This window comes from Nitrosopumilus cobalaminigenes, assembly GCF_013407145.1.
Classification (GTDB): domain Archaea; phylum Thermoproteota; class Nitrososphaeria; order Nitrososphaerales; family Nitrosopumilaceae; genus Nitrosopumilus; species Nitrosopumilus cobalaminigenes.
In genome coordinates this window covers 1,538,930-1,563,356 of the sequence record NZ_CP026993.1, presented here as the reverse complement: position 1 = coordinate 1,563,356, position 24,427 = coordinate 1,538,930, and the positions used below count along the sequence as shown (strand labels likewise).

Below are 24,427 nucleotides of genomic sequence, written 5' to 3'. Positions count from 1 at the left end.
ATAGAGTGGAAATATTGGTGTGTGGGTAGAGTCCTAATTGGGTATGGAGTTAACATTTTTGTTAATATTATGTTAAGGAAAGTCCTGAAAAGCCCATTTTGACCCCTTCATTTCCATTCCAGGCGTTAAGATGGATGTTAACACTGTGAATATATCAAATCTAACCCCTTCATTTCCATTCCAGGCATGAAATTATCTAAATTTAGGGGGCTAATAATGAATAATTTGTTAATAACAAAAAACAGGCTAGGCGTGGGCTAGGCAGTCAATGTTAACAAACCATTTAGTTAACAAAGATTCGCGGATCATTTCAACTGTTAACATTCGATCCGTTAGATCTCAAAGATGGCTAAAAAACGGATTAGAATAGACATGGAAGACTCTGATGGTGCCAGGTATGACATCAAATTAGAGGGTAATGTTACTAGAGATAAAGTTCTAAAAATATTTGAAATGATGGACTTAATGAATATTGAAGAAGAACAAGAAGTTACAAACATGGATTCTGTAGGTTCTAAAATATGGAATATTGTAGACAAGTTCTTCCCAATGGGAAAATTCACATCCACAAACATTCTTGAAAAATATGAAGATGAATATAATGAACCTGTAAAACTTAGTGTGATCTCTACATACTTGTCAAGATTCTCCACAAAAGGTAGGGTAAATAGGACTAGAACTGGCAGAGAATGGACATATCAAACCATCAAAATAGCCCCAAAACAACAATAATCAATTAAGAAATAGTAACTTTTCTAACCAATAATCGGTCTTTTCCAAGAATCACTTTGACATATTCTCCTTTTTGAATGTCCATGTACTTTCTAAACTGTTTTGGAATGGAAATTGTACCGGCAGAAGTGATTTTTACCAATACTTCATTCTCATTTACTGACATATTGGTATTATAATTTAATAATATATATAATTTAATATATTATCTAATTCTATTTTCATTATAAAATACGAGTAAATTATTGAAAATGGATGCAATTTGTCTCTAAAAATAATATAATTTTTTTATTCTACTATTGGATTTACTTCTGTTTTGTCTACTTTTGCCATTCCTTTTTCAGTTATAGAGTAAGTATATGGTTTTGAGTCAGTATTTCTTTGGACATATCCATCCTCAAACATCTTTTTCATTAGGCGTGAAGTATGCTCTCTACTTTTCTTTAATGTGATTTGTATGTCACGTGATGTCATAGCTTTGTTTGTGATTAGATGCAACACATAATCAATTGGATTTGTAGGCACAATATTGGGTATATTAGGCGTAGTAATCACCTTTTCAGGTACAACTTCAGGTTTGTCAATAACCTCTACAGGTCTTTCTTGAACTTCATTCTTTGCTAATTTCTCTAAGAATTGCTTTAATTCAAGATTAGGATCCTCTACTTTTTGTTCAATTCCTTGAATTTCTAAGGCATCTAGGCGTATTTTCATGTCGATTAGTTGTCTTTCATAATATTCTAATCGTTCTGCTTGTGATGCATCAAATACCTCACTCCTGGTTTTTACAAATGGACGTATCTTGAAGAATGCATACAAACCTACAATTCCTACAATAAATGCTAAAATCACACTTAAAATCACTTCAGGGTCAGGAATTTCTACTAACATCACAACATCTATGCCTACAACGTGATTTATCGTGATTGAACAACATTAATTCACACTTTAGATTAACAAACTCACACAAATAATCACATACATTCTAACTTGTAACTAAATAATCATATCACATTCATCACATGTTACATGCCTGGCGAATGAGCCTATCTATCACACTAATCACTTCATCTTCTCTCTCAGGAAAAATATCACTCTCATTAATCACACTAATCTGTTCAGAAAGCTTTGATATCACATCTATATCATCAGGCAAAAGTATGCCTAGACCACGAAAAAGTATGATTGAATAGAATAATCCGATTAATTTGTCTCTAGATTGTCCAACTTGCCTGTAATACGCTCCTTTAGTTATAGAAAAATCAGATTCTAGAAGATCCTTCTGATTTAAAATAATTTCAACTTGTCGCTCTGTAAACAGTGATTTTTTGATAATTTTTCGTATAATATTGTTAAAATTAGATCCTTCTAACTGGTCCATAGCTATACAAATCTGTATACAGCATTCCAATTAAACTTTAAAGAGCCATACACAAACCCCCTTTATGGCTGGAGATAAAGTTGAATCATTCCTAAAATCAGAACTGAAAAAGAAAAATGCATTACTATTCGTATTAATTGACTCAGAAGTATCAAATTTAGAGGCATCAAGCAAGCTTGCTAAAGATGTTGAGAAGATTGGAGCATCTGCAATCTTAGTTGGAGGCTCATCTGCTACTGATCAAATTGAGATGGCTCAAGTGGTCAAAGGGATCAAAAAAGGCCTAAAAATCCCAATAATCCTATTTCCAGGTAACGTAACAGGTGTTGTACCTGATGCTGATGCCATTTTGTTTAGTTCATTAATGAATTCTGAAAACCCATACTTTATCACTCAGGCACAAGCTTTAGGAGCTCCAAGTGTTCTCAAATTTGGATTAGAACCACTACCTACAGCATATCTTGTGATTGGAGATGGTACATCTGCCTGGTTTGTTGGTTCAGCAAGAGGAATTCCATTTGAAAAACCAAAAATTGCAGCAGCATATTCATTGGCTGCTCAATTCCTTGGAATGAGATTTGTGTATCTTGAAGCAGGTTCAGGAGCTAAAACCAATGTCACACCTGAAATGGTACAGACAGTCCGACATGCATTTAATGGATTTTTGATTGTTGGTGGCGGAATCAAAGATGAAAAAACTGCTGCAAGTCTTGTTAAAGCAGGAGCTGATGCCCTAGTCATTGGAACCTTCCTTGAAAAGGGTGGAAGTCTCACAAAACTCGAAAAAATAGCAAAAGCAATTCAAAGTAGCAAGTAATAGAGGACATATTATGTCCGAAAATGATGCAATATCTCGAATTAGTGATATTCCAATGCCAAAACACTATCTTGATTACTATGCCAGTCTATCCACTGAGACATATTCAATATTTGAACACGCAGCAGCAGCAAAATCTAGCCTAGCTGACTCTTCAGGAATTATTGAGCCTAAAATCGCATTTGATTTGGCAGATAGAGTTGCAAAAATGCACGAAATTGATATTGCTGATCCTCTACGAGAAATTTTAAAAATTAATGGAAAAGAACTTTCAGCATTAATCCTGGCAAAGGAGATTGCCTCAGGAAAATACTGTCTTCCAGATGCAACTTTAGAAGACAAATTGGATCTTGCAGTTCGTGTAGGATTGGCAATTATTACTGAAGGCGTCACCATTGCTCCTTTACAAGGAATCAGCGAAGTAAAAATTAAGAAAAATAAAGATGGAACAGAATATCTTTCCGTTTCAATTGCTGGGCCAATGCGTTCAGCTGGTGGAACAGAATCTGCAGTTACTCTTCTAATTGCAGATCATGTAAGAAAAATAGCAGGCTTATCAAAATTTCAAGCAAATTCATTTGATGATGAAACTGGCAGATTTGTTGAGGAACTTCGAATCTATGAAAGAGAAGCTAGTAGCTTCCAATTTCACATATTAGATGAAGATATTGAACATGTAATTTTGAATCTACCCGTAGAACTTGCTGGTGTAGATACTGACCCTTATGAAGTTGTAAATCACAAATCCATGGCTAGAATCCAAACTGATAGGGTAAGAGGTGGAGCTCTACGTGTTCTAAACGATGGATTGATTGGAAGATCAAAAAAACTGCTCAAAAGAATTGAATTGTATAATCTTGATGGTTGGGAATGGCTCAATGATCTAAAAGGAGCTGTTCAAACTGGAGATAATCAAGAGGATGCTGCAGCAAAAAGGATGCGTGAGGTGATTACCGGCAGATCAGTGCTTTCGATGCCTAACAAATTAGGTGGATTTAGGCTTAGATATGGAAGAGCATGTAATACTGGATTTGCAGCCGTAGGAATTCACCCAGTAATAGCTGAGATCCTTGATCATACAGTTGCCGTAGGAACTCAAATCAAAATCGACATTCCTGGAAAAGGAGCTACTGTAGCCTTTGTAGATTCCATTGATACCCCCACTGTTCGTCTAAACAACGGAAATGTTGTAAAAATTAGAGATGTAAAACATGGATTAGAAATTAAAAATGATATTGAAAAAATTCTTCATCTTGGTGATATTTTAATTTCATTTGGAGATTTTCTAGAAAATAATGCACAGTTAGTTCCATCAGGCTATGTAGAAGAATTTTGGATTGAGGAATTAAAACAAAAAATTGAAAAATATGAACCCGATGATCAATATCTAAACCAATTTTTGAATAGAATTCCTACAATAGATGAAGCACTAAAAATTTCACTTGACTTTAAAATTCCATTACATCCACATTACTTGTATTTCTGGGATAGAATATCATCTGAAGATCTACTCAAACTATTGGAACCAAGAAAAGTCAATGAAGAATCTATAGAATATTCCAATCAAGCCAAAAAAATTCTTGAGAATTTAGGTACTCCACATAAAGTTGAAAACGACTTGGTAATTCTAGAACATCAGGAAGCAAAAATTTTCTTTAATCTCTTGTTTAGAGAAAAACCAATCATCGATGATTTGTCTGTCCCACAAATTTTAACAAAATCATCAGGCATTCAAATTAATAATAAATTTTCAACTAGTATTGGAGTCAGAATAGGAAGACCTGAAAAAGCAGCAGCTAGACAAATGAAACCTGCTACACATGTTTTGTTTCCAATAGGTGAAAAAGGCGGACCTACTAGGGATCTTCTCAAGGCTTCAAGAACTGAGCATTTTTTTGCCAATATTTACAATCGTCATTGTACAACATGTGATCTACCATCAATTGGCATAAAGTGCTCAATTTGTGGCACTAAAACGGTTGTCACTTTTAGATGCTCAAACTGTCGTGATTCACTTGAAGAACCATTTTGTGAAAAATGTAAGCGGAAAGCTCCTGCACACTCTCACAAAGAATTCCCATTAAAGAAAAAATTACTTTTGGCTCAAGAAAAGATGGGAATTCGTGCAAAAGAACCATTCAAAGGAGTTAAGGAATTAATCAATCAAGATAAAATTGCTGAACCACTAGAAAAAGGACTAGTAAGACAGAATTTTGGATTAACTACATTCAAAGATGGAACAGTAAGATTTGATGCAACAAATTCTCCATTAACACAATTCAAGCCATCATGGATAGGAACATCTATTGAGAAACTAAAACAACTTGGGTATACTCAGGATATTGACGGTAATCCTCTAGAATCTACAGATCAAATTATAGAACTTCGAATGCAAGATGTGGTAATTCCATATGAGAGTGGAAATTACCTTGTTAACACATGCAAGTACATTGATGTTTTGTTACAAAAATTCTATGGAAAATCTTCATTTTACAATGTAAAAAATTCTGAAGAGCTTATTGGACATCTAATTATTGGATTAGCTCCCCACACATCTGTTGGTATTGTTGGAAGAATCATAGGTTATACTGAAACTCATGTTTGTTTTGGAACTCCCAATTGGCATTCTGCTAAAAGAAGAGATGCTGATGGAGATGCTGACTCTATTATGCTACTCATGGATAGTCTACTTAATTTCTCAAGACAATTTCTTTCTGATAGAATTGGTGGATTAATGGATGCCCCGTTACTTGTTCAGCCTCACGTATTACCACATGAATCCCAACCTCAAGCACATAATCTAGAAGTGACCAAAATCATTCCTTTGGAATTTTTTGAATCTACATTTGAACAAGTTAAAGCATCTGATGTATCTTCAATCGAAATTATCAAATCACGTCTTGATACTGAAAGACAATTCTATGACTATCACTTTACACATCCAACTTCATCTTTAACAACTTCAAAATCTAGAAGTGCATATTCTACACTTGGTTCAATGCTTGACAAATTTGACATGCAAGTTAGAAATGCAGAGATGATTAATGCTGTAAACACATCTGAGATAGTCTCAAATGTTATCTCAACTCATTTAGTTCCAGATTTGATGGGAAATCTTAGAGCATATGCTCGACAAAGCTTTAGGTGTACTGCATGTGGAAAATCATTTCGTAGAATGCCTCTTATCCAAACATGTGTTTGTGGGCATAAACTGATTGCTACAATCACAAGAGGTTCTGTAGAAAAATATCTTAAACTTGCCAAAAGATTAGTTGAGAAATATGATGTCGGTGAATATCAAAGAGGAAGAATTCTTGCACTTTCTGATGAAATTGAACTAGTATTTGGTAAAAGCCAAGGAGATCAATCCTTACTTACTGATTATGAATAAAACTATCTTAGTTTGACGTATTCGTAAGCACCCAATTTGTTATCAAAACAGAATTTTACTTTTTGATAATCTTTTCTGAATGATTTTACTTTTGAGAGCAATTTCTTTGGATCTTTTTTGTCAATTACAACTTGTTTAATCAGGGATGCAATCTCTTGCATCTCATTCTTTTTCATTCCAAGTCGTGTAATTTCAGAAACTCCTAATCTGATTCCACCCGGATGGAAATAATTTCTTCCAGCTTTAATATCACCTGGAATGAGTTGTCTATTTACAATGATGTTTGCTTTTTCCAAATCAGCTTCAACTTTTCCTCCATCTGAATAATCTAGAACGTTAACAGCTATCTGATGTGATTGTGTAAATCCTCTACTTTCACCTAAAACTTTGAAGCCGTTATCACTCAAGGCTTCAGCAAATATTTTGGCATTCTTGATTACTTGAACAGCATAATCTTTTCCATATTCTAAGGCTTCAGCAAAAGCTACCGCTTTTCCAGCCATATGGTGAATGTGATGACTACTAGTTAGACCAGGGAATGTAGCTTTCTTGATAACTTCTTCATGTTCTGCAGAACCCAAAACAAGTCCTCCTTGAGGTCCAAATAACGTCTTATGAGTACTCATAGTCATAGTGTCTGCTCCTTCTCGTAATGGATCTTGGAATTTTCCTCCTGCAATTAATCCTGCAACATGAGCTGCGTCATAATTGATGTGCATTCCATAACTCTTTAGAAAATCTGATAATTCTTTGACAGGATGAGGAAACAAGAACAATGAACCACCAAACATTGCCATTTTTGGCAAACGGTTTGCTTTTTTAAGATCTTTGACTTTTTGTTTTGTCTTATCTACATCAATTGTCATTTCTTCAGCATCAAATGGATAAAATTCAATTTCTAAACCATGTACCAAACCTGCAGTACCAGAATGTTCTTTCTTTCCATGTGAAATATGACCACCTGCTGGAATTGAAGGTGCTAACATAATGTCTCCTGGATTTGTAAATGCAGAATAAATTGCCAAGTTTGCAACAACACCTGAAATTGGTCTTACATCTGCAAACTTTGCTTTGTATAATTTTTTAGCTAACTTCATGCATTCAAACTCTACATCATCAATGTAGACACATCCTGCGTAAACTCTTTCACCAGGCCAACCTTCTGCATATCTATTTCCAAAATCAGAAATTATTGCTTCTCTTACTGCAGGACTAGGAATATTCTCACTTGCAATCAATGGAATTGAATTTTCAAACCATTTGTGATGATCCTTTAATTTTGTAAAAATTTTATCATAAGATTGTCGATTCTGTGATTTGGCCATATTTTTCATCTTGATTTTCCCAATTTAAAAACACCGATATCATTTCAAAATTATCGATCTTGATCTGGAAGGTATAAAAGGGGAATCCGGAGTTTTGGCATCTATGGGAATGCAAGCAACTTCAAAGGGAAATATGCCAGTTGTATTGCTCAAAGAGGGCGGTTCTGAAGTCAAAGGTAAAGAAGCCCAAAAGAACAACATTGCAGCAGCAAAAATTGTCGCTGAAATTGTTCATACTAGCCTTGGTCCACGAGGCATGGATAAAATGCTAGTCGATTCACTAGGTGACGTTACGATTACAAACGATGGTGCTACCATCCTTAAAGAAATTGATGTTCAACATCCAGCAGCAAAAATGCTAGTTGAAATTTCTAAAACTACAGATAATGAAGTTGGCGATGGTACAACCTCAGCCGTTATTTTGGCAGGTGCATTACTTTCACAAGCTGAATCATTAATTGATCAAGAAGTCCATCCAACAATCATTGTAGATGGCTATAGAAAAGCTGCAAGAAAAGCAAAAGAGTATCTTGAAGAAATTGCAGATACAATTACAGCAAATGACAAAAATATTCTAAATAAAATTGCTAAAACTTCAATGCAAACAAAACTTGTTAGAAAAGATTCTGATTTACTTGCAGATATCATTGTAAAATCTGTTCTTGCTGTTTCAGAAAAAACTGGCGAGACTTTTGATGTTGACATTGATGATATCAAAGTTGAAAAGAAAGCAGGAGGCTCAATCAAAGATTCTATGATTATTCAGGGTATTGTTCTTGACAAAGAAATTGTTCATGGTGGCATGCCAAGAAAAATTACAGATGCTAAAATTGCATTAATCAATACAGCATTGGAAATTAGTAAGACTGAAACCGATGCCAAAATCAACATTTCAAATCCACAACAACTAAAATCATTTCTAGATGAAGAAAACAGAATGCTAAAAACAATGGTTGACAAAGTCATTGGTTCTGGTGCAAATGTAGTATTATGTCAAAAAGGACTAGATGATATGGCTCAACATTATCTTGCAAAAGCAGGAATTATTGCAGTTAGAAGAATTAAAGAAAGTGATCTTACAAAATTAGCAAAAGCAACTGGTGCAAGAATAGTTACAAATCTTGATGATCTTTTTGAAAAAGATCTTGGTATTGCTGAAGTTGTAGAAGAGAGAAAAATTGAAGAAGACAAATGGGTATTTGTTGAGGGATGTAAACATCCAAAATCTGTAACTTTACTTCTTCGTGCAGGCTCACAAAGAGTGGTAGATGAGGTAGAACGTTCTGTTCATGATGCTTTAATGGTAGTAAAAGATGTAATACTAAAACCTGAAATTGTTGCAGGTGGAGGAGCTCCTGAAACATTTGCAGCAACTAAAATTCGAGGTTGGGCTAAATCTTTAGAAGGTAGAGAACAACTTGCAGCAGAAAAATTTGCTGACGCATTGGAAGAACTTCCAATGGCACTTGCAGATAATGCTGGAATGGATCCAATTGACACACTTACACTTCTTCGTTCTAAACAACAGAAAGGAGAAAAATGGACTGGTATTGATGTCATGAAAGCAAAGATTGGAAATATGAAATCAAGTGATATCATTGAACCACTTGCAGTTAAACTCCAAATTGTTTCAGCAGCAGCAGAAGCTGCATGCATGATTCTTAGAATCGATGATGTTATTGCTACTCAAAAATCCGCAGGTGGACCACCTGGTGGAGAAGGAGGAATGCCTGGAATGCCACCTGGAATGGGTGGTATGGGAGGAATGCCTGGAATGGGTGGCATGCCTGACATGGGCGGAATGATGTAATTTATTTTGAAAAAATTTCAAAACTTTAATTGCTAATCAAATTTACGAACAACATTGAATCAAACAACATCTAAAGCACTTACTGGATTCAAGTACATTTACCTAATTGCATTTTTTGCGTTACTAGCTGGACTTTTTCATCCACTTATCACCAATTCAAGCTTTGATGGAGTAATTAGTGGTGTACTAATTTTATTTGTAGGACTTGCAGGTGGGGTTTTGTTATACAGAGCTGCTACATCTGACAGTAAAAGAGGAATATTTCTTGGAAGTGGATTTGCTTTAATGGCTATTTCATTATACTATATCTTTCAATTTACTGGAAGAGCTTAGACATCAAAGTATAGATAAAATTCGTGTGGATGTGGTCTGATTGCTATCTCACGTTGATCTCTTCTTTCTAATTCAATCACTTTATCAATAACATCATTTGTGTAAATTGGATTAAGGAATTTTCTATCACTTTCTAATTCATCTAATGCTTCACCTAGACTTTTTGGCAAAACTCCAATTCCTCTCTTATTTCTATCAGATTTAGTCATCTTGAAAATATCGTCACGTACTTCATCTCCAGGATCCATCTTCTTCTTTACTCCATCCATTCCTGCTGCAGTCACTGCTGCAAATACAAGATATGGATTTGATGAAGGATCTGGTGCTCTAAATTCAAGTCTTTTGAGATTTGCATAATTTTTTCCTTTGAGGTGTTTTGGGACTCTAACTATTGCAGAACGGTTTCCAGAACTCCATGCGATATATGCTGGAGCCTCATATCCTGGAACTAATCTGTGATAAGAATTGGTAGTTGGATTACAAATAGCAGATAATGCTTTTGCGTGATTGATAATTCCGCCACAGAAATATCTTCCAAGTTGGCTTAATTCAATTTCGTCATCTGGATCATAAAATGCATTTTCCTTTCCTTTCCACAAACTAACATTAACGTGCATACCAGAACCTGAATCCATTGCTATTGGTTTTGGCATCATTGTTGCAACTTTTCCATATTTTTGTGCAACATTTCTAATTACATACTTGTATGATTGTGCAGCATCTGCAGCATTTGTCATGTGGTCATATTTGATATCAATTTCACATTGTCCTGCTGTTGCTACTTCATGATGGTGGTTATCACATAAAATTCCGAAATTTTTATTGAGAATATTTACACATTCATTTCTATATGGTGTAAGAGTATCTGCTGGAGTACTTGGATAGTATCCTTCTTGTAACCCCATAGGATATCCGTCACCTGATTGATTCCATGGAGCTTCTTTTGATTCAATAGAATATGATTGACCTTTGTATGGTGTTAGAACATCCCAATGAACTTTATCAAATACAAAGAATTCAACTTCTGGACCCCATGTACTATAATCATATCCTTGGGTTTTGATATATTCTTCAGCTTTTTGAGAAATCCCTCTTGGATCTCTTGATAATCGACCTCTATCTTCACCCCAATAGACATCACATAGAAGTCTGGCAGTTTTGTTTTCAGTCATCCAAGGAATTATTGCAAATGTATTTGGATCTGGTTTTAAGAGTAAATCTGAATCATCAATACTTGTAAAACCAATAATTGATGAACCATCTAATTTTGGTAATCCATCTCTCATTTGTTCTGGAGTAAAGGTATTTGCTGAAATTGTAGTATGATGAAAATGACCTGTAAGACCTGTAAATTGTAAATCTATGAATTGAATTCCTTCATGTTGAATTCTTGAGAAAACTTCATCAGATGAGTATGATATTGGGATTGCTTTACCGTGGCTGACTTTATATGGCAATTTATTCTTCAATCAAACACAAATACATCAGCCATTTAAGGATTAGGTAAGAAATGTCAGAATCAAATCACATCGATATCAACTCTTTACATCAGACAGTTTTACGTGAAACTGAAAATGATTCTATACTTGAAATTAATCCAAACTTTTACAGAAATTTAGCTGATTTTATTGGAAATCTTAGAAAACAAGAATTCGATGGAGTAGAAAATAAAATCAAGGACACTTTGATAGATATGGTTACTGAATTAACATCATTACTAATTAAAATTAGAATTGATAAAATTTCAAAAACTTCAGATTTAGAAATAAGTTATCTTTTGGATGAAGAAAAATTTATTCTAGATTCACAAGAAGATCAAAAAGAAAGAATTGAAATGATTCTTTCTGCAACAATTAATGGAAAATCAAAATTCTTAGAATCATTAGCACAAAGTCATAAAACTAAAAAAATTGTTATTCGATTTCTTCATGAAGTAGATGAACTAGTAGGTGCCGATCTTGAAAAGTATGGTCCTTTTAAAACTGAAGATATAGCTACAATTCCATATGAGAATGCTCAAGCCTTAATTGCAAAAAATGTTGCAACTAAGGTTCATTTAGAAGATTAGGTAGAAATTATACCTATTACCATGATATTGTATGTCTCATACAGGCGTTGATGTAATTGATTTTCTATTTTATACAATTTATCCTGTAATAGGAATTTTTCTAGTTGAAATTATTAGCAGATTAGTAAAAGCACCAAAATGGATAAAATTATGGACTCAAGCTATAGTATCAATTGGTTTTGGAGTTTACTATTGGTTTATTCTTCCAGCACCACAAAACTTTCCGTTAACAGCTATGGTGATGTTTGCGTTAGCTATTGCACTAATTTATCAAGGAAGAAGAGCTAAAATTTCTCCTGAAAAAAGCCCTTATTGATTTCTAAAATCTTCCAAAAATCCGTTTCAAAATATTTGGTCTGTTACGTCCGCCGTCACGAATAACTTTCTTCTCACCAAATCTTTTTGCTCGGATTTGACTTAGTTTGACACATCTGTGTTCTTCAGGAAGTCTGTGTTCTGCACAAAAAGGATCTTTACAATAATTGCATTGAAATGGCATATCCGTTAAATCACCACAATATGCACATTTTTCTGATTCCATATTTTCAATAACTATTTTTCTTTTAATAAAGGTGCTAGTAATTTTTTTCTTGAAATTATTAAATGACTAAACATTTTTACGATGTTCAAATTTTATTAATTTAGAGATAAAATGATTAAAGATAAAGTTGCAATAATTACTGGAGCTAGTAGTGGAATTGGATTTGCTACTGCTTTGGCCTTATCAAAAGCAGGTGCAAAAGTAGCAATTGGTGCAAGAAGAGTTGACCGTTTAGAAGAACTTGCAAAAAAAATATCTGCTGATGGTGGAGAAGTCTTTTATCAAAAATTAGATGTAACACAAAAAACTGAATGTGATAATTTCGCTAATGCTGTTTTAGAAAAATGGGGTTCTATTGATATTCTTGTTAATAACGCTGGATTAATGCCATTGAGTTTCTTCAAAAGCCTCAAAGTTGATGAATGGGATAGAATGGTAGATGTGAATATCAAAGGTGTCTTGTATTCTACAGCCGCAGTAATTTCTCACATGAAAGAAAAAAAATCTGGTCATATAGTTAATCTCTCATCTGTAGCTGGAAGAATAGTTTTTCCTGCTGGTAGTGTTTATTGTGCAACAAAACATGCAGTTGCTGCATTTAGTGAGGGATTAAGACAAGAATTTAGTGTTCGTTCTAACATTAGAGTAACTAGTATTGAACCAGGAGTTGTTGACACAGAACTAAATGACACAATAACTGATGAATCTCTTCAAGGATTCATTGAAAATGCAAAAAAGATGGAAGCATTACATGCTGAAGATATTGCAAATGCTATTTTGTATGCAGTTGATTCACCATCATACGTTAACGTAAATGAAATTTTAATTCGTCCTACAACGCAAGAACGTTAAGTTGTCAGATATTCCTCACGTTGTAATTTTGGGTGGAGGATTTGGAGGATTATCAGCTGCAAATGAAATAAGAAATACAATATCATCATCTAATGTAAAAATCACTGTAATTGATAAAAAAGATTGGTTCATGGTAGGTTTTGCTAAATTATGGATCATTAATGGAACTCGTACTTTTGAAAATTCTGTTGGGTCATTAAATGAATTACAAAAAAAAGAAATTGATTTCATAAAAGATGAAATTATATCAATTAATTTTGAAAACAAAAATGTTGAAACAAAATCCCAAACAATTTCATTTGATTTTCTAATAATTTCAATGGGGGCAATTTTAGCTCCACAAAAAATTCCAGGGTTAGAAGAAAATGGATACAATCTTTATGATCACAACCAACTCTCAGAAATTCGTGAAAAACTTCAAAACATCAAATCTGGAAAAATAGCTATTTCTATTATGGGCATGCCTTACAAATGTCCACCAGCACCATTTGAGGCTAGTTTACTTATAGATTCTATGCTTAGAAAACGCAGAATTCGTGATTCTGTTCAAATTGATTTTTACAGTCCTGCTCCAATTACTTTGCCTGCTGCAGGACCTGAAGTCAGCAAACAAATTCTTGAACTAGTTAATTCTGAAAAAATTATTTTTCATAATTCATCTAAAATAAAATCTGTACAAGACAAAAAATTAATTTTTGAAAATAGTGAAGCTGATTTTGATTTACTTTTAGCAATTCCACCTCATATTGCTCCAAAAGTAATCTATGATTCTGGATTAGCTAAAGAACCTGGTTTTATTCCAATAGATCGAGATTGTAAAACACCATTAGAAAATATCTTTGCAGTTGGAGATGTAACTAGTTTATCTGTTGGAGAAAATATGGCTGTTCCAAAAGCAGGAATTTTTGCAGAAGGAGAAGGAATTACTGTTGCTAAAAATATTATCTCAAAAATTCAATCAAAGGAAGAAGATGCATTGTTTGATGGAAAAGGTGGATGTTTTATTGAATCTGGAAGAGATACTGCATCTGTAATTGAAGTTGATATGTTTACAAATGAGAAACCCTCTACAAACCTTACAGAATCAACATCTGATAACCTTTCTAAAAAAATTGAATTTGAAAAAGAAAGACTATCAAAATGGCTATGATTTATTCATCCAAATCTTTACTTTTTGAAAGATGTTCTAAAATTGCTTTGACTCCCACATCTAATTCTTGAGAATCTTTTGAAAGATTGAGTTTTTCTGGAATGCTATTTTTAAAATCTTCAGCTTCAGCTTCTATACTTCTTTTTTGAACACAATCAAGATGATCTTGATCTGTTGCTGAAATCTTGTGACAAATATTACAAAGTTTCATCAATTCTGTTTATCAATAGGACGATTTAATAATTTCATTTTGTGCCTCTGAATCCAGGGAACGTAGTCTAGCTTGGTATGATACTAGTCTGGGGGACTAGTGGTCGCAGGTTCAATTCCTGCCGTTCCCATTATAATTTCAAAATTTTGAGTAATTTTTCAAAATTTTCTCTTGATTTCTCTTGTTTGTACGATTTTAATGCCTCAATAATTTTTTCTTTGGATGAATTTTTGTAAATTTTTTGAGCTGTTTTTGAAATTCCAGATCCAATAAAAAATGCTTGAGTAATTGATGTAACATTAGATGGTTTTCTCTTTGTACTAGAACTTTCAAAATCAATTAGTGAAGCTTTTGTTTTACCTACAATAACATGCTTCGAAATATTACTCAATTCACCATGATCAAATCCAATTTGATCTAATCGATAACAATCTTCTAACACACTTTTAATTGTAGATTTTAATTTTTTTGCACTTCCAACTCCTTTCAATAATTCAATCCAATTACTAAATTTTTCACCTTCGAGATATTCCATAACTAAAAAATTCTTACTAACATCAATCATTTTTGGACCAACTTTAACTGAATTAACTAATTTTAACAATACTGCTTCATTTTTCATATTTTTCCTTTGAGAATCTGTCCTTCTAATTTTTAGAGCAATTTCTTTACTACCTTTTTTGGCAATTACTACAACACCCACGTAACCTTTTCCTAAAATTTCTAAATTTCCAAGTGTAGTAGGGCCTGTTAAGGAAATAGATTTAATTTTTAATTTTTCTAATTCATTAATTCTTGATTTTATTTGACGATTAGTTGCATTTGGATATCCTAAAATATTTGAGTATGGCTTTTCTGAAAACTTCTTAATTGAAATGAAGGAGTGTGCCATCTACTGAAATCAATTCAGCTGCTTCCTCTTTAATTGATTTGCTTAGATTTTTGTTTCCTATGGATACTTTGAATCCTCGTTTAAAATCACTTTGAAGACCTTTTGGTATGCCTACTTGAAGATTTTTCTTCAAAAATTCTTTCATAAAACTCACAACATCACAATGATTTCTTTTTTCTAAGGAAATTATTTTCCTGTTATTTCCAACCCATACCAATTCTGCATTTTTGAGATTTTTAGAAATAAAACTATGAGTACTATCTTCTCTAAAGAATTCAGGTCCTTTTTTTGCATAAATCTCACTAATTTTTGTAGATTCTAAAAAGAACAAAAGATAGGCTTCATTTTGCTGATCTGTATGAGGTTTACTCCTCAATACAGTAAATCCTCCCAGTTCTAACTGAGTGGACAATGTTGAAGTCGCTCTTTTGATTTGTCCCCAGATAATATCAGGACTTCTAGCTTTGAAATCAAATTTAACAACCAACACATTATTCCAAAATTTATTTGATATTCTTGGTTTTCTAATCTTAAAAAATCCAATTCCAGGTTTTTCTTTAAAGGCTCTTGAAATGATAATAAATTTGCCAATATTTTGATCAGAAATAGCAGCAGCTAAATTTCTATTACTATCAATTGGATCAATTACAACAATTGATGTATCAAATTTTTTACTTGTTTTTCCAATAATTTGATTTTCTTCAATTTTTGAAATAGATTTAATAAGATTTTCAAAATTACCAAACTCTAAAATTAAAACTTCAGAAATATATCCACTAAATCCTTGTTTTGCAATTTCTGCACCATAAATTCCATTTGATTTCAGAAAAGTCTTTAGAACTCGTACTTCATTTCTCATTTTTGGTGTTAATGATTTTTTCATAAATTTAGTGTGGAATGGGGATCTATCTGCAGCACTTTTCCATTCTCCAGCTTTTACATCATAGCATGGTACAACATTGATCTTAGTATTCTTAATTTTAGCCTCAACATATGGGTGTTGAGAATATCTAACATATGGGGAATATTTTTTTAATGAGTCAAATCCAATTTTTTTAGATATTTTTTCAAATTTTTCTTCTGATACATTTTTTTTGAATTTTATAAAAATATCAACGTCTGCATCCTTACTTAACCAAGTACCCTTAGCAAAAGATCCTCCAAATTCTAATCCAATTACTTCTGAATGTTTTTCAATTTCTTTTTTAACTAATTGAAAAGCAATTTCTGCAATGTTATTTTTTGTTTTTTCAATTGTTTTTGAAGGAACTACTGTTTTAGAAACTTTAGAAATTATCTTCTTCAATTTTTTGCCTTTACCTCCATCAAATCTGAATAGATTGATCCACTTGAAGTAAGTTCACTTTTTTTCAATTTTATGTTTGAGATCTTTTGCATTCCAAAATCTGTCATTTTCTTATTTTCCAATTCTTTTGATATATCTCCAATCTTCTTTTTAATTCTAAATACTGTGATATGAGGTTTGAATGGCTTATCTTGTAAGAATCCTAATGGTTCTAGTGCTTTTACCACTTTTTTAGATAGTTGAATCAGTAAATCTCCCCCTTTTTCATCTGATCCTACCCAAATTACTCTAGGAAAACTAGGTTTCGGAAAAACTCCAGTTCCTTTTAGAACTATGTCAAAACTTGAAAATTCAATTTTTTCTAAAGCTTTTGTTATTTTTAGTAAGATATCTTGCGAAATTTCTCCTAAAAATTGTAATGTAAAATGAAAATTTTGTGGTTCAACTGGTTTTGCCTCAATTTTTAATTCATCTTGGAATTTTCTAATTGAATTAATCACGATTTCATCTGTGATTTCAATTGCCACAAAAACTCTCATCATGAGATTTTTTGAATTATGTTTATAATTATTTCCGGTAACTTCATAGACGAGCCTTTTTTCTGTTATATGTTGGCTAAACTAATCGTATGTTTAACAGGAATGCCTGGTGCAGGTAAATCCACAATTGCTGATGGCCTGAAACTTAAGGGATACGAAATTATCAATATGGGTAATGCAGTAAGAGAAGAGGCAAAGAAAAGAAATTTAGAATCAACAAGAGAAAATCTTGGAAAATTAATGCTTGAGCTTAGAGAAAAAAATGGCTCTGGAGCAATTGCAGAATTAGTTAAACCACAAATTGAATCTTCAACATCAAATGTAATTTTAATTGATGGAGTAAGATCAAATGATGAAATTCAAGTATTAAAGAAATTTGGTACTGTAAAATTATTGGCAGTTCATGCATCAACTGATACTAGATTTGATTTTTTGCAAAAAAGAGGAAGATCAGATGATCCACAAACAAAAGAACACTTTGAAGAAAGAGATAATCGTGAATTAGGAGTTGGTATAAGTAATTCTATTGCTCTATCTGATTATGCAATTTCAAATGTAGGTTTAACAAAAGATGAATTAATTGAACAAACTTTTAAAATTATTCAAAGTTGGGTAGAATGAAAATTCCAAACATCAATTGTAAAATTGAAATGACTTGTCCAATAAATTTATCTGAACATCCTGAAAAAGTCAAACAATCTATTTCAAACATATTTCCGTTTTCTGATATTACGAATGAAAATTTTTCAATCAAAGCACAATCTAATGAATTAAGATCTTTAGAAAAAATTTATGAATCAATCACTACAACACAATCTCAAAAAAGCTATACACGAAATTTGGAAAATAATTTAGAAGATGATAGAACTTGGTTTTTCTTAAACAAACAAGCTGCTTTTGTTGAACAGATCGCAATTTGTGATCAAGCAGAAGAATCTCCGTTAGGACCAATCAAGGTCACTCTTACCTCATCTAATATTGATGGAATTATTGATTGGTTAGCTTTTGCAAAATAATGGAGAATTAGCTAACAAAATTAACTCATTTTTGACTATTTTTTTTAGTTTGAATCTAAAATCCATTTTTTTGGATTAACAATATGTTCATTAAACTAGGCATAATTGCTGGAATTATAATTTTAGGAGGAATGGTATTTTCAAATGAAATTGATACATTATTTCCATCAACATCTGCCTCAGTTTTTGATTCTTTAAAGCAGGATGCATCAAACTTTGGCTCTAAAGCTTCCGATTCTGTAGAACAAAGAATTGATTCATCAATTGATAAAATCGTAGATAAGACAACTGAATCAATATCTGAAGAAATCAGTGAAGTTGGAGATAAAGTAACAAATGAAATTTCTGAAGTCAAAGAATCTTCTCAAAAAACAATTAATGAAGAAATTTCAAATTTTAATCCAATAGAATCAATACAAAGTATCTTTACAGGTGGTTCAAATTCAAAATCAACTAACTCGCCATCAACTACCCAACAATCAACAAATAATGTTTCTACTCAAAATACTATTCCAATACCTCCTGATACTCTATCCTTATCAACCAATCAACAATCTGATGATAATATTCTTCTTCAATATGTTGATACAAGTGGTAAAACAAAAAGTGTTAATGTTGTAATTAGAACTGCAGATAAAGAAATCTTTTCTGGCACATTTTTTACATCAATGTTTGATACAAATGTAAATGATGCAACTGGAATACCATATTATGTAGATATGATAGTTGATCATGAAGATTACGGAACAGTAACATCATCAGTTTACAATCCTGGAGATTCTTCTGATACTAAAATAAACGGTATTTTTTCTCAATCATAATTTATTTTTAAATAATGAAACTAATTTTGGTAATGATTCTGCACTAGTCTTTCTAATTTCCAAATTCATTTCTCCTGACATTGTTGTATTTTCTGGATTAATTTCTATTAATGTAGCATTGTTTTGTTTTGCATAGATAGGTAACGTATTTGCTGGAGATACTACAAGTGACGTACCTGCAATAATCATCAAATCACACTTACTTGCAAAATTCATAGCATTTTGCCATACATCTTGAGGTAATGATTCTCCAAACCACACAACATCAGGTCTAAGAATATTACCACATTTGCATAGTGGGGGCAGATTAGTGATCTCCGTCAATATTTCCTCCCTGTAATCACAAACTGAACATTTGATCTTTACAATACTTCCATGAAGTTCCAATACCTTTGAACTACCTGATTTTTGATGCAATCCATCAATATTTTGTGTTAATACTACAACTTCGGCATATTTTTCAAGTTCAGCAATTGCTATATGCCCTGAATTTGGTTTTGCCTGAAAGATATTCCTCCGTCTTTCATTATACCACTCCCAAACCAATTTTGGATTATCATAAAACGCATCAATTGTGGCTAATTTCATTGCATCATAATTTCTCCATAATCCGTCGTTTCCTCTAAAAGTAGGAATTCCACTTTCTTGTGAAATTCCAGCTCCTGTCACAAAAACTATTTTTTTAAATTTCGTAATTTGATCTTCTATTAATTCAAACATGTTACTTTATTTCTACTTCTAAAAGATCTCTTGCTGTAATTACTGAGCTGTGAATTTCTTGTGCCTCTTTCAAATGATCAGTCTCATCTTTATATCTCGCAGAAAAATGTGTTAAAATTAAATTCTTAACTCCAGCATTTTTACCTACTGTTGCAGCTTGTTTTGCAGTCGAATGACATGTTTCTTGTGCTCTTAGTTTTTCATCTTCCAAAAAGGTAGAATCAAATACAAGATAATCACAATTTTCAAAAAATTTTTCTAATTTTGGTGTAGGCATTGTGTCACCAGAAATTCCAATTTTTTTTCCTGGACGTTTTTCTCCTAATACTTGTTCAGGTTTTATTGTTTTTTCATCAATAGTTATTTCACATCCCTTTTGTAAATCACTCCATAATTTTCCTTCTGGTATTCCTAGTTCTTTTGCTTTTTCTAGATTAAATCTTCCAGGTTTATCTTTTTCTTCAAATAAATATGAAAATGCTGTAACAGAATGATTTGCTTTACAAACATATATTGAAAATTTTTCATCCTCAAACACTTTTCCTTCTTTTATTGTAGTAATTAAAACTGGAAATGATAATCCAAAATTTAATATCTTTATGTTAGCACCAATAAATTCTTCAATTCCACTTGGTCCAAAAATTTCTAATGCCTCAGTTCTATTTTGCATTGACATTGTTTGTAATAATCCTAAAATTCCTACACAATGATCACCATGCATATGTGTAACAAATAATTTCATTTTTTTATTCCAACCCAAACCTGATTTCATAAATGATATTTGAGCAGCTTCGCCAGCATCAAACATCAAAATCTCACCATCTCTTTCTAAGCAAATACATGATAATCCTCTATTTTCTGTAGGTTGAGCTGCTGATGTTCCTAAAAATACCAGTTTCATTTTATCAGGATTGTTCTTGTCAAGCTTTTATGCCTATAGATATGATATTTTTTTAGCCCACTTAATTTTGAATTAAAATCCAATTCTTTTTTGTACATGATTGCCACTCTTTTTTTCTTAGGAAGACTGGCAAAAAATTTCTTTAGGATTTCTTGTGGCTTTTCTGATGCCTTTGAGGCAGTTCCATATGGTAAATCAGTCACAATTCCATCAAATTTATCAGATATTTTTGATAATCCTTGAAATTCCGATTTGATCACTTCTGAATGATATTTGTTTACCTTGAGATTCTCTTTAGCAATTTTACACATTTTTTCATCAAAATCTAAGCCAATTCCATGAATTCCCATTGACTCTGCCTCAAGCAGAGTTGTGCCTGTTCCACAAAATGGATCACATACAGTTTCTCCTTTTTTCATTCCTATCAGATTAATCATTAATCTTGTTAGCTTCCAATCTAATTCATGAGGGTGTTTTTTGATCTTTTTTGGTCTAGTCTGACCTTTTACTCGTTTTGAAAATCCAAAAAAGTTTTCATTATTTGTAAAAATTAAGTATACTGTAATGTCAGGATTTTCTAAATTTACTTTTGCATGAGAGAATTTTGATATCATATCCCCCATTGAGTTTTCTAATTCAGGTATGTTGAATTGATTTGATGATAAATTTACAATTCTACAGACAAATGTTTTTGCATTTTTTAAAACACCCAAGTTTTCTTCATCCAAAAATAACCCTGACATTTTACGTAATATTTGCCCTGAAACTTTTACAAATGTAGCTCTTTTAGCTATTTCATTCCAATTAGTTTTGGATTGAACTATAACTAAATTTGAAATTACTTTAATTTTAGAAAATCTATCATACATTTTTGCAAGTGCAGTTATTTCATCTGTGGCAAGTTCTAGATAATCTTTAGATAGAACAAAAAAACTTTCTGGCATTATTTAATTGCCTTTGCAATGGTATTAGAAATATCTACAATTGATGTTTTACCAGGAATTGTATTTGCACTGATGATTTTAGTAACTCCTGCTTTTTTAATTCTTTTTTCTGCATCATTCATTAATAGAGCATGTGTACATGCAACATACACTTTTTTACATTTTTGTTTTTTCAAAAACTGAGTAGCTTTTACAATACTTCCTCCAGTGCTAATCATATCATCGACTAAAATCAAATCTCTATTTTCAACCTCATCTAGATTCTTTGTTTTTATCTTAACTTTTCCCGTTTTTCTATCTCTTTTTTTCTCTAATGCAATAAACTCTGAGCCTAATTCCTTTGCAAATTCTTTTGCCCTCTCTTTTCCTCCTTGATCTGGAGATACAACAAGTGGGTTTTTCAGGCTCAATTTCTTAACATATTGTACCAGGTCTGGAATTGCAGACACATTTTTTGTTTTGATAGAAAAATGTTTGAATCCCAACATACTGTGAATATCAACAGCAATAATTTTTGATGCACCAGCTCCTTTGAACAGCTTGCCAAGAACTTTCATAGTTACAATTTCTCCTGGTAAAAATTCTCTATCTTGTCTTGCATATCCCATATATGGAATTATAGCAATAACTTCTGCTGATGTTTCTTTAGCTTTTGAAATAAGTGACAATGCTTGAATTAGATTTGTATCTACTGGAGGATAAATTGACTGTACAACAATAGATTTTCTTTTAGATATTTTTCCACTTAGAGTAATCTTACTTTCACCATCGGCAAAAACTCTAACTTGTGATTTTACAAAATTTGCCTTTATTTTTCTAGATAGTTTTCTTGATACTTCTTCAGATGATTTTCCAGCAATTACTGATAACTTACTCAACAAGAAAATGTGAATTAATGGGATTCTTAAGTTTTGAGAAGATTATTCTTCTCCGCCACCACCACGACCAAGGTCTCCTAGACCATATTTGTCAATCACTTCATTTCTTTGATCATTAAGACTATTGATCTCTTCTTGTTCACGTTTTTCATCTCCTTGGTATACAGTTCTAATTGGCCATGGTATTCTGATATCGTACTTTTTAAATTCTTCATACATTATCATTCTCATGTCTGTTTTGGTTTTAAATTGAGCACCATAATCTCTGACATAAACCCATACTGAGAAATCCAATGAAGAATCATTAAATTGATTGAATCTTACAACTGGTTGATTAATATCCACGTGAATGTCTTTATCACAACCGCAACTGGGTTGGTTATTTTTCAAGTAGGGACATCGAATTTGTCTAATGAGATGTTTACCCTTAATATCAACAACTTCATTCATTGCACGTTTTCCAACTTTCACAAGTATTGCTGAAACTTGTTTGGGATCATTAAGATAAGAAACACCTACATCTACAATTGCAGGTACCATCTTGTTGCCTTGTGTGTAGTTAATTATTTGAGCATTGACTAATTGTCTTGTTGGAATTATTGCAATTGATTCATTTAATGCATCTTTAACATATGTAACTCTAGGAGTGATTTTATGAACATAGCCATTATACCCTGAATCAAGTTTTACACGCTCACCTTCAACAAATATTTTGTCTTTTCTAATGAGAATATATGCAAAATAATTTTGCATAGTCTCTTGTAATGCTAATCCCATTCCAATTGCCAAACCACCTGTAGCTGTAGCTAGTACAATCAAATCAACACCCCACCAAGCAATAACTCCTAAAACTGTTGCAACAAAAATTCCAACTGGAAGAATCTGTTTTGCAGATTTAGGAATATTTTCATTTTTCTTCTTAGCATAACCTGGAGGACGGGAACTTGGAATAATTGGTTCATAATGATTTACTCGTTTTTCTTCTCTCCATACATCGATTGGAAATATTTCATCAGGTTTTGCACCTGGTTTTAATTTTCTTCCAGATTGATTATTACCCGTAATACAGTTTTTATAATATTTTTCATATTTTGCACGTTCTGACTTTTTCCATTCTTCAAATGGATTATCAATTAATTTTTCGTATCCTCCAATTGGATTTCCTCTTGTTGTTCGAAATTGCTCGAGTTCCAACATGCCTTCTTTTGTTTTTAGTTTTTCTTTGAATTCTTTTTCTTCTATCTCTTCTGGAGTAATGTTTGGTGGAACCCATTTGTAGAATTTATGGAACAGATCCTCCCCATCATCAATAAATCCCCTCATTTCAAACCAAGCATCAAAATCTTCTTTTTCTAATATTGTTTTATCACGTTTGATAAGGGATATTGGAATAAGATGAGAAATAGTATATCCAATTACTAAAATATTAAATGTATTGAGAATCTTTGCAAAAATTTCTTCTGGTGCTAACTCATTATCCTCAATTATAGCTAAATCTTCTCCTAACAAAAAACCGGTTTGAATGTGAATGTTAATTATCGTGATAAATATAATTGCAAAAACTGGCAGAACTGCTCTTCTAAGAAATCTTGCAAAATGTGGTTTTTGATAATAAAATTTCTGTGAACCTACCCATGACGAAAATTTTCTATATCCAAGAACAATTCCAATCATACCTGCAATCATGATAAAAAATGCAATTTGAAGTGATTCAGATGATGCCAAAAGATGTCCAACTGTTTCGAACTCTCCTGCAGAAATTTGTGTCAAGTCTTCCTCAGCCATGAATAATCACCATT

At 32.4% G+C, this 24,427-nt stretch carries 27 protein-coding genes and 1 tRNA gene; 13 read left to right on the top strand and 15 right to left on the bottom strand.

Annotated features, from left to right (window positions below; genetic code table 11):
* Nucleotides 1-345: 345 nt before the first annotated feature.
* Nucleotides 346-732, top strand: coding sequence for a hypothetical protein (locus C5F47_RS09615; RefSeq protein ID WP_179360844.1), 387 nt, complete (start codon nucleotides 346-348; stop codon nucleotides 730-732).
* Nucleotides 733-736: 4 nt separating this feature from the next.
* Here the strand turns inward: C5F47_RS09615 and C5F47_RS09610 are convergent, their stop codons facing one another.
* The 3 genes from C5F47_RS09610 to C5F47_RS09600 form a co-directional block, all read right to left on the bottom strand.
* Complete coding sequence (locus tag C5F47_RS09610) at nucleotides 737-898, bottom strand: AbrB/MazE/SpoVT family DNA-binding domain-containing protein (RefSeq protein WP_179360843.1); 162 nt, start codon at nucleotides 896-898, stop codon at nucleotides 737-739.
* Nucleotides 899-1,020: 122 nt separating this feature from the next.
* The gene (locus tag C5F47_RS09605) at nucleotides 1,021-1,623 is read right to left on the bottom strand and encodes a winged helix DNA-binding protein (protein ID WP_179361844.1); all 603 of its coding nucleotides are present in this window, start codon (nucleotides 1,621-1,623) and stop codon (nucleotides 1,021-1,023) included.
* Nucleotides 1,624-1,750: 127 nt separating this feature from the next.
* On the bottom strand, nucleotides 1,751-2,113 hold the full coding sequence (locus C5F47_RS09600; RefSeq protein WP_179360842.1) for a hypothetical protein: 363 nt from the start codon (nucleotides 2,111-2,113) through the stop codon (nucleotides 1,751-1,753).
* A gap of 64 nt (nucleotides 2,114-2,177) precedes the next feature.
* Between C5F47_RS09600 and C5F47_RS09595 the strand changes: the two genes are divergently transcribed.
* Entirely contained in the window at nucleotides 2,178-2,930 is a 753-nt protein-coding gene (locus C5F47_RS09595) for a phosphoglycerol geranylgeranyltransferase (protein ID WP_179360841.1), read from the top strand.
* 13 nt (nucleotides 2,931-2,943) lie between these two features.
* Nucleotides 2,944-6,321 carry a DNA polymerase II large subunit gene (locus C5F47_RS09590; protein WP_179360840.1) on the top strand — a complete coding sequence of 1,126 codons (3,378 nt, stop codon included), beginning with the start codon at nucleotides 2,944-2,946 and terminating at the stop codon, nucleotides 6,319-6,321.
* Nucleotides 6,322-6,323: 2 nt separating this feature from the next.
* On the opposite strand, the gene C5F47_RS09585 is transcribed toward C5F47_RS09590, so the two are convergent.
* Entirely contained in the window at nucleotides 6,324-7,646 is a 1,323-nt protein-coding gene (locus tag C5F47_RS09585) for a serine hydroxymethyltransferase (RefSeq protein ID WP_179360839.1), read from the bottom strand.
* 103 nt (nucleotides 7,647-7,749) lie between these two features.
* Between C5F47_RS09585 and thsB the strand changes: the two genes are divergently transcribed.
* Both thsB and C5F47_RS09575 read left to right on the top strand, forming a co-directional pair.
* Nucleotides 7,750-9,456 carry a thermosome subunit beta gene (gene thsB / locus C5F47_RS09580; RefSeq protein ID WP_179360838.1) on the top strand — a complete coding sequence of 569 codons (1,707 nt, stop codon included), beginning with the start codon at nucleotides 7,750-7,752 and terminating at the stop codon, nucleotides 9,454-9,456.
* Between the two features lie 54 nt (nucleotides 9,457-9,510).
* Complete coding sequence (locus C5F47_RS09575) at nucleotides 9,511-9,789, top strand: hypothetical protein (RefSeq protein WP_179360837.1); 279 nt, start codon at nucleotides 9,511-9,513, stop codon at nucleotides 9,787-9,789.
* Here the strand turns inward: C5F47_RS09575 and glnA are convergent.
* A complete protein-coding gene (gene glnA / locus C5F47_RS09570; RefSeq protein WP_179360836.1) occupies nucleotides 9,786-11,246 on the bottom strand; it encodes a type I glutamate--ammonia ligase in 1,461 nt (486 codons plus the stop codon). The genes C5F47_RS09575 and glnA overlap by 4 nt on opposite strands.
* Nucleotides 11,247-11,299: 53 nt before the next feature.
* Between glnA and C5F47_RS09565 the strand changes: the two genes are divergently transcribed.
* The gene (locus C5F47_RS09565) at nucleotides 11,300-11,857 is read left to right on the top strand and encodes a DNA replication complex GINS family protein (RefSeq protein WP_179360835.1); all 558 of its coding nucleotides are present in this window, start codon (nucleotides 11,300-11,302) and stop codon (nucleotides 11,855-11,857) included.
* Nucleotides 11,858-11,888: 31 nt separating this feature from the next.
* Nucleotides 11,889-12,173, top strand: a complete 285-nt coding sequence (locus C5F47_RS09560) for a hypothetical protein (RefSeq protein ID WP_179360834.1) — start codon at nucleotides 11,889-11,891, stop codon at nucleotides 12,171-12,173.
* A gap of 3 nt (nucleotides 12,174-12,176) precedes the next feature.
* Here the strand turns inward: C5F47_RS09560 and C5F47_RS09555 are convergent, their stop codons facing one another.
* The gene (locus C5F47_RS09555; RefSeq protein ID WP_179360833.1) at nucleotides 12,177-12,398 is read right to left on the bottom strand and encodes an AN1-type zinc finger domain-containing protein; all 222 of its coding nucleotides are present in this window, start codon (nucleotides 12,396-12,398) and stop codon (nucleotides 12,177-12,179) included.
* A 111-nt stretch (nucleotides 12,399-12,509) separates the two neighbouring features.
* Here C5F47_RS09555 and C5F47_RS09550 point away from each other — a divergent pair, with 111 nt between their 5' ends.
* Together C5F47_RS09550 and C5F47_RS09545 are read left to right on the top strand one after the other, a co-directional pair.
* On the top strand, nucleotides 12,510-13,250 hold the full coding sequence (locus C5F47_RS09550) for an SDR family oxidoreductase (RefSeq protein ID WP_179360832.1): 741 nt from the start codon (nucleotides 12,510-12,512) through the stop codon (nucleotides 13,248-13,250).
* A 1-nt stretch (nucleotide 13,251) separates the two neighbouring features.
* Nucleotides 13,252-14,400 carry an NAD(P)/FAD-dependent oxidoreductase gene (locus C5F47_RS09545; protein ID WP_179360831.1) on the top strand — a complete coding sequence of 383 codons (1,149 nt, stop codon included), beginning with the start codon at nucleotides 13,252-13,254 and terminating at the stop codon, nucleotides 14,398-14,400.
* 1 nt (nucleotide 14,401) lies between these two features.
* Here the strand turns inward: C5F47_RS09545 and C5F47_RS09540 are convergent, their stop codons facing one another.
* On the bottom strand, nucleotides 14,402-14,611 hold the full coding sequence (locus C5F47_RS09540; RefSeq protein ID WP_179360830.1) for a hypothetical protein: 210 nt from the start codon (nucleotides 14,609-14,611) through the stop codon (nucleotides 14,402-14,404).
* Between the two features lie 56 nt (nucleotides 14,612-14,667).
* Here C5F47_RS09540 and C5F47_RS09535 point away from each other — a divergent pair.
* A tRNA-Pro gene (locus C5F47_RS09535) sits at nucleotides 14,668-14,741 on the top strand.
* Here the strand turns inward: C5F47_RS09535 and C5F47_RS09530 are convergent.
* Genes C5F47_RS09530 through thpR form a run of 3 tightly spaced genes read right to left on the bottom strand, consistent with a single transcriptional unit; the run spans nucleotide 14,742 to nucleotide 17,348 of the window.
* Entirely contained in the window at nucleotides 14,742-15,503 is a 762-nt protein-coding gene (locus C5F47_RS09530; RefSeq protein WP_179360829.1) for an RIO1 family regulatory kinase/ATPase domain-containing protein, read from the bottom strand.
* Nucleotides 15,478-16,809 (bottom strand): CCA tRNA nucleotidyltransferase, encoded by a 1,332-nt coding sequence (cca, locus tag C5F47_RS09525; protein ID WP_179360828.1) that lies wholly within the window; start codon nucleotides 16,807-16,809, stop codon nucleotides 15,478-15,480. The genes C5F47_RS09530 and cca overlap by 26 nt, the downstream gene beginning before the upstream one ends.
* Nucleotides 16,806-17,348, bottom strand: coding sequence for an RNA 2',3'-cyclic phosphodiesterase (thpR, locus tag C5F47_RS09520; protein WP_179360827.1), 543 nt, complete (start codon nucleotides 17,346-17,348; stop codon nucleotides 16,806-16,808). The genes cca and thpR overlap by 4 nt, the downstream gene beginning before the upstream one ends.
* 69 nt (nucleotides 17,349-17,417) lie before the next feature.
* On the opposite strand from thpR, the gene C5F47_RS09515 reads away from it, so the two are divergent.
* The 3 genes from C5F47_RS09515 (at nucleotide 17,418) to C5F47_RS09505 (ending at nucleotide 19,185) form a co-directional block, all read left to right on the top strand.
* A complete protein-coding gene (locus C5F47_RS09515; protein WP_179360826.1) occupies nucleotides 17,418-17,969 on the top strand; it encodes an AAA family ATPase in 552 nt (183 codons plus the stop codon).
* Nucleotides 17,966-18,364, top strand: a complete 399-nt coding sequence (locus tag C5F47_RS09510) for an RNA-binding domain-containing protein (RefSeq protein WP_179360825.1) — start codon at nucleotides 17,966-17,968, stop codon at nucleotides 18,362-18,364. The genes C5F47_RS09515 and C5F47_RS09510 overlap by 4 nt, the downstream gene beginning before the upstream one ends.
* An 83-nt stretch (nucleotides 18,365-18,447) precedes the next feature.
* The gene (locus tag C5F47_RS09505; protein WP_179360824.1) at nucleotides 18,448-19,185 is read left to right on the top strand and encodes a hypothetical protein; all 738 of its coding nucleotides are present in this window, start codon (nucleotides 18,448-18,450) and stop codon (nucleotides 19,183-19,185) included.
* On the opposite strand, the gene C5F47_RS09500 is transcribed toward C5F47_RS09505, so the two are convergent.
* The 5 genes from C5F47_RS09500 to C5F47_RS09480 are packed head-to-tail and all read right to left on the bottom strand — an operon-like array spanning nucleotide 19,180 to nucleotide 24,413.
* A complete protein-coding gene (locus C5F47_RS09500) occupies nucleotides 19,180-19,905 on the bottom strand; it encodes an SIR2 family NAD-dependent protein deacylase (protein WP_179360823.1) in 726 nt (241 codons plus the stop codon). The two genes, C5F47_RS09505 and C5F47_RS09500, sit on opposite strands and share 6 nt — an antisense overlap.
* A gap of 1 nt (nucleotide 19,906) precedes the next feature.
* The gene (gene rnz, locus C5F47_RS09495; protein ID WP_179360822.1) at nucleotides 19,907-20,806 is read right to left on the bottom strand and encodes a ribonuclease Z; all 900 of its coding nucleotides are present in this window, start codon (nucleotides 20,804-20,806) and stop codon (nucleotides 19,907-19,909) included.
* Nucleotides 20,803-21,750: a DNA methyltransferase gene (locus C5F47_RS09490; protein ID WP_179360821.1), complete on the bottom strand. Its 948-nt coding sequence runs from the start codon at nucleotides 21,748-21,750 to the stop codon at nucleotides 20,803-20,805. The genes rnz and C5F47_RS09490 overlap by 4 nt, the downstream gene beginning before the upstream one ends.
* Complete coding sequence (locus tag C5F47_RS09485; RefSeq protein WP_179360820.1) at nucleotides 21,750-22,628, bottom strand: ribose-phosphate diphosphokinase; 879 nt, start codon at nucleotides 22,626-22,628, stop codon at nucleotides 21,750-21,752. Before C5F47_RS09485 ends, C5F47_RS09490 begins: the two co-directional genes overlap by 1 nt.
* Nucleotides 22,629-22,670: 42 nt before the next feature.
* A complete protein-coding gene (locus C5F47_RS09480; RefSeq protein ID WP_179360819.1) occupies nucleotides 22,671-24,413 on the bottom strand; it encodes a mechanosensitive ion channel family protein in 1,743 nt (580 codons plus the stop codon).
* Nucleotides 24,414-24,427 lie beyond the last annotated feature (14 nt).

What these genes read in the sequence shown, in the direction of transcription:
- C5F47_RS09615 (WP_179360844.1), top strand. Translation starts at nt 346, where the DNA reads ATGGCTAAAAAACGGATTAGAATAGACATGGAAGACTCTGATGGTGCC.
- C5F47_RS09610 (WP_179360843.1), bottom strand. Translation starts at nt 898, where the DNA reads ATGTCAGTAAATGAGAATGAAGTATTGGTAAAAATCACTTCTGCCGGT.
- C5F47_RS09605 (WP_179361844.1), bottom strand. Translation starts at nt 1,623, where the DNA reads ATGTTAGTAGAAATTCCTGACCCTGAAGTGATTTTAAGTGTGATTTTA.
- C5F47_RS09600 (WP_179360842.1), bottom strand. Translation starts at nt 2,113, where the DNA reads ATGGACCAGTTAGAAGGATCTAATTTTAACAATATTATACGAAAAATT.
- C5F47_RS09595 (WP_179360841.1), top strand. Translation starts at nt 2,178, where the DNA reads ATGGCTGGAGATAAAGTTGAATCATTCCTAAAATCAGAACTGAAAAAG.
- C5F47_RS09590 (WP_179360840.1), top strand. Translation starts at nt 2,944, where the DNA reads ATGTCCGAAAATGATGCAATATCTCGAATTAGTGATATTCCAATGCCA.
- C5F47_RS09585 (WP_179360839.1), bottom strand. Translation starts at nt 7,646, where the DNA reads ATGGCCAAATCACAGAATCGACAATCTTATGATAAAATTTTTACAAAA.
- thsB (WP_179360838.1), top strand. Translation starts at nt 7,750, where the DNA reads ATGGGAATGCAAGCAACTTCAAAGGGAAATATGCCAGTTGTATTGCTC.
- C5F47_RS09565 (WP_179360835.1), top strand. Translation starts at nt 11,300, where the DNA reads ATGTCAGAATCAAATCACATCGATATCAACTCTTTACATCAGACAGTT.
- C5F47_RS09560 (WP_179360834.1), top strand. Translation starts at nt 11,889, where the DNA reads ATGTCTCATACAGGCGTTGATGTAATTGATTTTCTATTTTATACAATT.
- C5F47_RS09555 (WP_179360833.1), bottom strand. Translation starts at nt 12,398, where the DNA reads ATGGAATCAGAAAAATGTGCATATTGTGGTGATTTAACGGATATGCCA.
- C5F47_RS09550 (WP_179360832.1), top strand. Translation starts at nt 12,510, where the DNA reads ATGATTAAAGATAAAGTTGCAATAATTACTGGAGCTAGTAGTGGAATT.
- C5F47_RS09540 (WP_179360830.1), bottom strand. Translation starts at nt 14,611, where the DNA reads ATGAAACTTTGTAATATTTGTCACAAGATTTCAGCAACAGATCAAGAT.
- C5F47_RS09530 (WP_179360829.1), bottom strand. Translation starts at nt 15,503, where the DNA reads ATGGCACACTCCTTCATTTCAATTAAGAAGTTTTCAGAAAAGCCATAC.
- thpR (WP_179360827.1), bottom strand. Translation starts at nt 17,348, where the DNA reads ATGAGAGTTTTTGTGGCAATTGAAATCACAGATGAAATCGTGATTAAT.
- C5F47_RS09515 (WP_179360826.1), top strand. Translation starts at nt 17,418, where the DNA reads ATGTTGGCTAAACTAATCGTATGTTTAACAGGAATGCCTGGTGCAGGT.
- C5F47_RS09510 (WP_179360825.1), top strand. Translation starts at nt 17,966, where the DNA reads ATGAAAATTCCAAACATCAATTGTAAAATTGAAATGACTTGTCCAATA.
- C5F47_RS09505 (WP_179360824.1), top strand. Translation starts at nt 18,448, where the DNA reads ATGTTCATTAAACTAGGCATAATTGCTGGAATTATAATTTTAGGAGGA.
- C5F47_RS09500 (WP_179360823.1), bottom strand. Translation starts at nt 19,905, where the DNA reads ATGTTTGAATTAATAGAAGATCAAATTACGAAATTTAAAAAAATAGTT.
- rnz (WP_179360822.1), bottom strand. Translation starts at nt 20,806, where the DNA reads ATGAAACTGGTATTTTTAGGAACATCAGCAGCTCAACCTACAGAAAAT.
- C5F47_RS09490 (WP_179360821.1), bottom strand. Translation starts at nt 21,750, where the DNA reads ATGCCAGAAAGTTTTTTTGTTCTATCTAAAGATTATCTAGAACTTGCC.
- C5F47_RS09480 (WP_179360819.1), bottom strand. Translation starts at nt 24,413, where the DNA reads ATGGCTGAGGAAGACTTGACACAAATTTCTGCAGGAGAGTTCGAAACA.